This window comes from Gordonia sp. GN26 (assembly GCF_054823965.1).
In genome coordinates this window covers 1-6,854 of record NZ_JSYC01000137.1, presented here as the reverse complement: position 1 = coordinate 6,854, position 6,854 = coordinate 1, and the positions used below count along the sequence as shown (strand labels likewise).

The 6,854-nt window shown below is 71.2% G+C and carries 1 protein-coding gene; it reads right to left on the bottom strand.

Annotation, left to right across the window (positions count from 1 at the left end):
• Positions 1 to 6,854, bottom strand: a 6,854-nt coding sequence (locus tag OK17_RS20040) for an amino acid adenylation domain-containing protein (RefSeq protein ID WP_461418508.1), incomplete at both ends; no start/stop codon positions are given.

Sequence of the window (6,854 nt, the reverse complement as noted above, 5' to 3'; positions counted from 1 at the left end):
CCCCAACTCCACCACCGCACCCCGAGACCACGTCTCGACCGTGCCGCGCATCTCCGCGGGCATCGGATCGAGCGCCGCGACGGGCGTGGCGGGGTCGTCGGCGAGCAACTGCAGGAGATCGACCAGCGATGCCGCGATCACCTCGGCGACCTCGGCGTCCACGGCGACCAGATCGGCTTTCACCGTGAGCGACAGCTCGTCGGCGTCCGGGGCCGCGATGAGCGCCAGCGGATAGTGGGTCGCGTCCGAGGTGGTCACGTCGCGGATCTCGAGCCCGGACGTGCGCGATCCCTCCAGCACGGCTCCCGTGTCGACGGGATAGGACTCGTAGACCACCAAGGTGTCGAAGAGCGCGGGATGCCCGGAAACACGGGTGATCTCGCCCAGACCGAGGAACTGGTGGTCGACAAGCCCGGCACGGGATGCGTGGAGCGTCGTCACCAGATCGGCGACCGTCCGGTTCGGGTCGACGTCCGCGACGACGGGCACCGTGTTGATGAAGAGACCGATCATGGCGTCGGCCCCGTCGAGGTCGGCCGGCCGACCCGACACCGTCTCGCCGAAGACGACGCGTCGTTCTCCGGTCAGTCGCGACAGCAGGATCGACCAGGCCGCGTGGAGCGCGGTGCTCGTGGTGCTGCCGAGTTGCCGGACCCGTTCCTCCAGCCGGGCACGACCGGCGGCGTCCAGGCGCGCGGCGATCTCGTACGGACGACGCTCCTCCTGGCGGGCGCGGGCGGCGTGGTGGGGCGCGACCACGGTGGGCGTGACGCCGGCGAGAACGTTCTGCCACGCGGCGAGCGCGGCGGCACGATCTCGGCGATCCAGCCACTCGAGGTAGGACTCCATGTCGGTGGCCGGGGTGACCGCGGGACGGCCGAGATGTGCGGCGAGGAGATCGGCGACGAGGATCGGCCCGGACCACCCGTCGAGGATGATGTGGTGCGCGGTGATCACGACGGTGAGTGCGGGACCGGCGATGCTGTGGTGCGAGACGGCGGTGAACCTGATCAACGGCGGCGAATCGAGGTGGAACGGCCTGATGCGATCCTGTTCGGCGAGTTCGGCGATGCGTTCGGCCGCTTCCGCGACCTCTGCTCCGGTGAGGTCGATGCCGCGGAAGTCGGGATCCGTCACCACCCCGTGATCCGCCGGTGGGATCACCACGACGGGTCGGCCCGCGCCGGTCCGGGTGAACGCGGACCGCAGGACCCGTTGGCGCGCCAGCAGTTCGCGGATCGCCGGCAGCAACGCGGTCGGCGCGTGCTCACCGGCGAACTCGATGATCGACTGTGTGACATAGGGGTCGGTCGGATGCCCGGCGCCGTCGAACTCAGCGACGTCGAACCCAGGGGTACCGGCGAGACGTTCGGCCTCGTAGATCAACCCCTGTTGCAGCGGGGTCGGCGGCCAGATCGCCGGCGCGGTGTGGGAGCGTCCCGCCGAGTACCTCTCGACCAGATCGTCGATCTCGGTCTGCGAGACTCCCCCGCCGATGACGTCGGTCTCGCTGGGCCCCGGGTCCCCCACCGATTCCACGTACGCGGCGAGCGAGGACAGTGCGGCATCCCATCGAGAGGCGATGTCGTCGAGTACGTCGCGACCGAGCACCGCTTCGGGCGCCGAGAGATCCAGTCGCAACGAGCGCCCGCGCGGGGACGGCACCGTCCCCATGGTTGCGGTGAGCGCGGCGAGAGCCGTCATGCCGCCGGTCACCGACGGCGGGAGCACCGGCGCGTCGCCGACCGGGAGGAACTCGGTGGCCGCCGTGTCGGCGTCGTCCTCCGAACCGGCCAGGCTCCCCAGGTAGTTGACGGTCACCGGCGGCAACGGGCGGTCACGCAGGGGTGACCCGGGCCGCGACCAGCGCAGCGCACCGAACGCGATGCCGTTGTCCGGCATACGTTTCTGCCGGTCCTTGAGAGACTTGAGGATCGTCGCCAGGTCGCGTCCGGGTGACGTCCCGGCCTCGGGGATCTCGACGCCGACCGGGACGAAGGAGGTGAACCAGCCGACGGTCTCGCTCAGGTCGGCGCCCGGCGCGACGGACTCCTCGCGCCCGTGGTTCTCCAGGAGCATCGACACCGTGCGGGCGTCGTACCCGAGTCGACCGGCGGCCGTTCCGGTGGCGAGGGCGTAGGCGAGGGCCGTGGCGACCACGGTGTCGGCGCGGGCGCCGAACGCATCCGCGACCCGACCCAGCACGGACTCGGTGCGGTCGGGTTCGACGACGTGGGTCGTGGAGATGGTGGTCCGCAACCGATCTCGGACCGGGTCGAGCACCGAGGCCGTCGACGACGGCAACTGTTCGGTCCACCAGTCGATCTCCCGCTCACGGTCGGCGAGTTCGGACAACACCTGCGCCCACCGGCGGAAGGACGTCCCGCGGGCGGTGACCTGGGGTTGGTCGCCGCTGCGGTACTGCCACCAGGCACGGGCCAGGCCGGACACGATGGTCGGCCACGACACCGCGTCGACGCCGAGGTGATGGATCGCGATCACCAACCGGCCGACCGTGTCCCGGCCGTCGGCGACCCGCACTCCCACGGCCGCGACGAGTCGTCCACGTTCGGGTGAGAGGGCGCCGAGAGCCCGTCGATGCGCCTCCCGCACCGCCTCCTCGAGAGTGGCTGACGCAGAACCGGTGGCCGGCCGCACCGGGTCGTGGATCTCGACCAGGACGTCGTCGGCGCTCCCGGCTCCGGCGATCACGACGGGCTCGCCGTCCTCGCCGATCTGCAACGACGCGGTGAGCATCGGGTGCGCCGCCACCACCGCAGCGGTCACGGCGCGCAGGGCGTGTTCGTCGATGTCGGCCGGCAGGGTCAGCACCGTGCTCTGCGAGAAGTCGGCGATGTCGTCGAGCCCGTCGGCGAGGTCGAGCATCCACGCCACGCCCGGCGTCGACGCGACCGGCCCGATGCCGCCGCCGGGCAGCTCGTCGAGCACCGCGTCGGGTTCGTGCCGGGACAGCTGCGCGAGGTCGCGGATGGTCGCGGCGCCGAACACGTCACGCGGTGTGAGACCGAAACCGGCGGCCCGCAGCATCGAGGTCAGGCGGATCGACGCGATCGAATCGCCGCCGAGAGCGAAGAACGAACTGGTCATCGGGACCTGTTCGACGCCGAGGACGGCGGCGACGATCCCGGCCACGACGCGTTCGGTGTCCGTCGCCGGCTCCGCATCGGACGCGGTGTGCACCAGCATGTCGAAATGCGGGGCGGGGAGCGCCTTCCGGTCGAGCTTTCCGGCGCTGCTCAGCGGCGCGTCGGGCAGCGTCACCCACAGCGTCGGCCGCATGTAGGCGGGCAGCGCACCCGCCACCGCCTCCCGCGCACGGCCGAGGCTGTCGGCGCTCTCGGGTCCGATCAGGTAGCCGACGAGATGCTCCGCGCCGCCCGGGGCCCGCGCCAGGGTGACCGCGGCCTGCCGGACCCCGGAGACGGTCGCGAGCACCGACTCGATCTCGCCCAACTCGATCCGCTGGCCGCGGAGCTTCACCTGGAAGTCGCTGCGGCCCAGATACTCCAGCTCGCCGGAACGGTTCCGGCGGACCAGGTCCCCGGTGCGGTAGAGCCTGTCCCCCTGCCCGAACGGGTCGGCGACGAAGCGGTCCGCGGTCAGATCGGCGCGCCCGGCATACCCCCGGGCCAGCTGGACACCGCCGAGATACAGTTCGCCGGCGACACCGGTGGGTACCGGCCGCAGACGATCGTCGAGGACGAGGCTCTGCGTGTTCCAGATCGGCCGACCCATCGGCACCACCTCGCGGTGATCGCCGAGGGTGGCGGCGGTGACCTCCACCGCGGCCTCCGTCGGACCGAAGAGATTGTGGACCCGCACCCGGGGCAGGACGGCGCGCACCGCGGCGAGGGTGGCCGGCGCCAGCGCCTCGCCCGAGCAGTAGAGGTGTCGCAGGCTCGGCAGCGTCCCGCCCCCGGTGTGATCGAGGATCTCGACGAACACCGTCAGCAGCGACGGGACGAAGTGCACGGTGGAGACCTGCTCGTCGTCGATCAGCCGGGCGATGGCGTGTGGATCGAGGTGTGCGTCGTCGGGTGCGATCACCATCCGGGCGCCGGTGATCGGCGGGGTGAAGAGCTCGGGCACCGACACGTCGAAGGTCGCCGGCGTCTTCAACAGGACCGCGTCGTCCGGGCCGATGCCGAATTCCCGGATGCCCCAGAGCAATCGGTTCATCACGGCCCGGTGGGTCACGGTCACGCCCTTGGGCCGACCGGTGGACCCGGAGGTGAAAAGCGTGTAGGCGGCGTGATCGGCCAGGAGCGGCGCCCTCCGTTCGGCGTCGGTGACCGGGGTGGTGTCGAGATCCACCGGAGTCGTGGAATCGACGACGATCACCTGGTTCACGACGCCGCCGATCGTCGTGTCGTCCGCTGCATCGGGACCGGCCGCGCCTGGTGCGACGAGACCGATGGCCGCTCCCGCGGTGTCGATCATGTAGCGCACCCGGTCCACCGGCGCATCGGTGGCCACCGGGACGTACTGGCCGCCCGCGGCAAGGACCGCGTGGATCGCGACGACCAGGTCGACCGATCGCGGTATACACACGGCGACACTGTCTTCCGGGCCGACGCCGGCGGCGATCAGCTCTCGCGCGACCACCGCCACCCGGGCGGCGAACTCCCGATGGGTGATCGACCGGCCGGCGCAGCGCAACGCGACCGCGTCCGGCGAGATCCGAGACCCGGCGACCACGGCATCCGCCAGTGTCTCCGGCGGCCGGGTCACGGTGCGGCCGAGTCCGAGCTCGTACTGGGCTTGTTGCTGCGCCTCGGTGAGCAGCGGGATGTCCGCGACCGGCACGTCGAGGTCGCCGGCCAGAACGGTGAGGGTGGACTCCAGCGCGGAGGAGATCATCTCCGCGGTGTCCCGGTCGAACAGGGCGGTGGCGTACGTGATCGACCCGGCGAGCGTCCCGTCGACGCCCTCGCGGGTACCGATGGTGAGGTCGAACTTCGCGGTGGTGTCGTCGATCTCGACGAACTCGGCGGTCAGGTCCCCCATGGTCACGCCGGCCACTACCGGCTCGGCACCGGCGGCGTGCACCAGCATCACCTGCGCCAGTGGCTCGACGTTCTCCGTGCGCGGCGGATCGACGGCGTCGACGACGCGCTCGAACGGCACCTCGGCGTGATCGAAGGCGGTCAGGTCGGCCAGCTTGACCCGGTCGAGGAGGGCCCCGCCGGTGAGCTGCGGGTCCACGTCGACGCGCAGTACGACGGTGTTGACGAACATCCCGATCAGCTCGTCGAGGACGCGGTGCCCACGTCCCGCGACCGGAGTCGCGACCGCGATCTCGGCGGTCGACGTCAGCCGCGCCAGAACAGCCGCCACCGCGGTGTGCAGGACCATGAACAACGTCGCGCGCCGCTCGGAGGCGCGGCGGCGAAGACCGGCGACCACCGGCGCCGACAACGACCACCGCACGGTCGCCGCCCTGGCATCGGGTTCGACGGTGCGCGGCCGGTCCACGGGCAGCGGCAGGACATCCGGCAGCCCCCGCAACTGCTGCTTCCAGTAGGACAACTGGCGTGACATCTCCGAGTCCGGTTCGGCCGGATCTCCGAGCCGATGCCGTTGCCACACCGCGTAATCCGCGTACTGCAGGGTCAGCGGCGTCCACTGCGGGGCCCGGCCGCTGCGACGTGCGTCGTAGGCCTCGACGACCTCGCGGGCGAGGATGGGCGCGGACTCGCCGTCGGCGGCGATGTGGTGGAGCGCGATCACGAGCACGTGATCGGTGTCCGTGGAGCTGAGGATCCGCGCACGCAGAGGCAGATCGCGGGTCACGTCGAACGGCTGTGAGATCGTGGCGGTGATCTCCTCGGACACCAGGCTGTCCGGCGCGCCCCCGGAGATGACGGTGTGTCCGACCGGGACCAGGCCGGGGTGAGACTTGCGCACCACCTGGATGGGTTCGGCTGCGTCCGTTGCTCCCGGATCGGTGGGATAGATCGTGCGGAGCACTTCGTGCCGCTCGGCCACGTCGTTGATCGCCTCGTGCATCGCGTCCACGTCGAGGTCGCCGTGCAGTCGCACGACGATGGGGATCACGTAGGCGGCAGAGCCCGGGTCGAACTGGTTGAGGAACCACATCCGCCGCTGGGCGTAGGACAACGGGACCGGCTCGGGTCGCGCCACCACGCCGGGCACGGGACCGATTGCGCGACCATCGATCCCGCCGGTATCGAGCAGCGTCGCGAGGGCCTCGACGGTCGGGGCCTCGAAGATCACCCGCACCCCGATCTCGACACCGAACTCCGCGCCGATGCGGGCGACCACCCGGGTCGCGGACAGCGACGTACCGCCGAGATCGAAGAACGAGTCGAGCGCCGAGACGCCCGGGTCGCCGTCCGCGCCCTCCATGCCGAGGACCTCGGCGAAGACCGCCGCGACCGCGCGTTCGGTATCGGTGCGCGGTTCGAGGTGGACGCCACTCGAGAACTCGGGTGCCGGCAGTGCGGCGCGGTCGAGTTTGCCGGTCGCCGCGAGGGGGATCTCGTCGAGCGGGACGATCGCGGTCGGCACCATGTGCGCAGGCAGATGCCGGGCCGCGTGGGCGGTCAGCGCCGGCACGTCGACGGCCGCGCCGTCGCTGCCGTGGACCCAGGACACCAGCACGGTCTCACCCGACGTCGGGTGCGCGATACCGGCGGTGGTCGAGAAGTCGACCGCGGCGGAGCTTTCCAGGACGGCGTCGATCTCGCCCGTCTCGATCCGGAATCCGCGGATCTTCACCTGGAAATCGCTGCGGCCGAGGAAGTCGAGTTCCCATCGGCCGTTCCGGCGGCGTCGGCGGACGAGGTCACCGGTCCGGTACATCCGCTCGC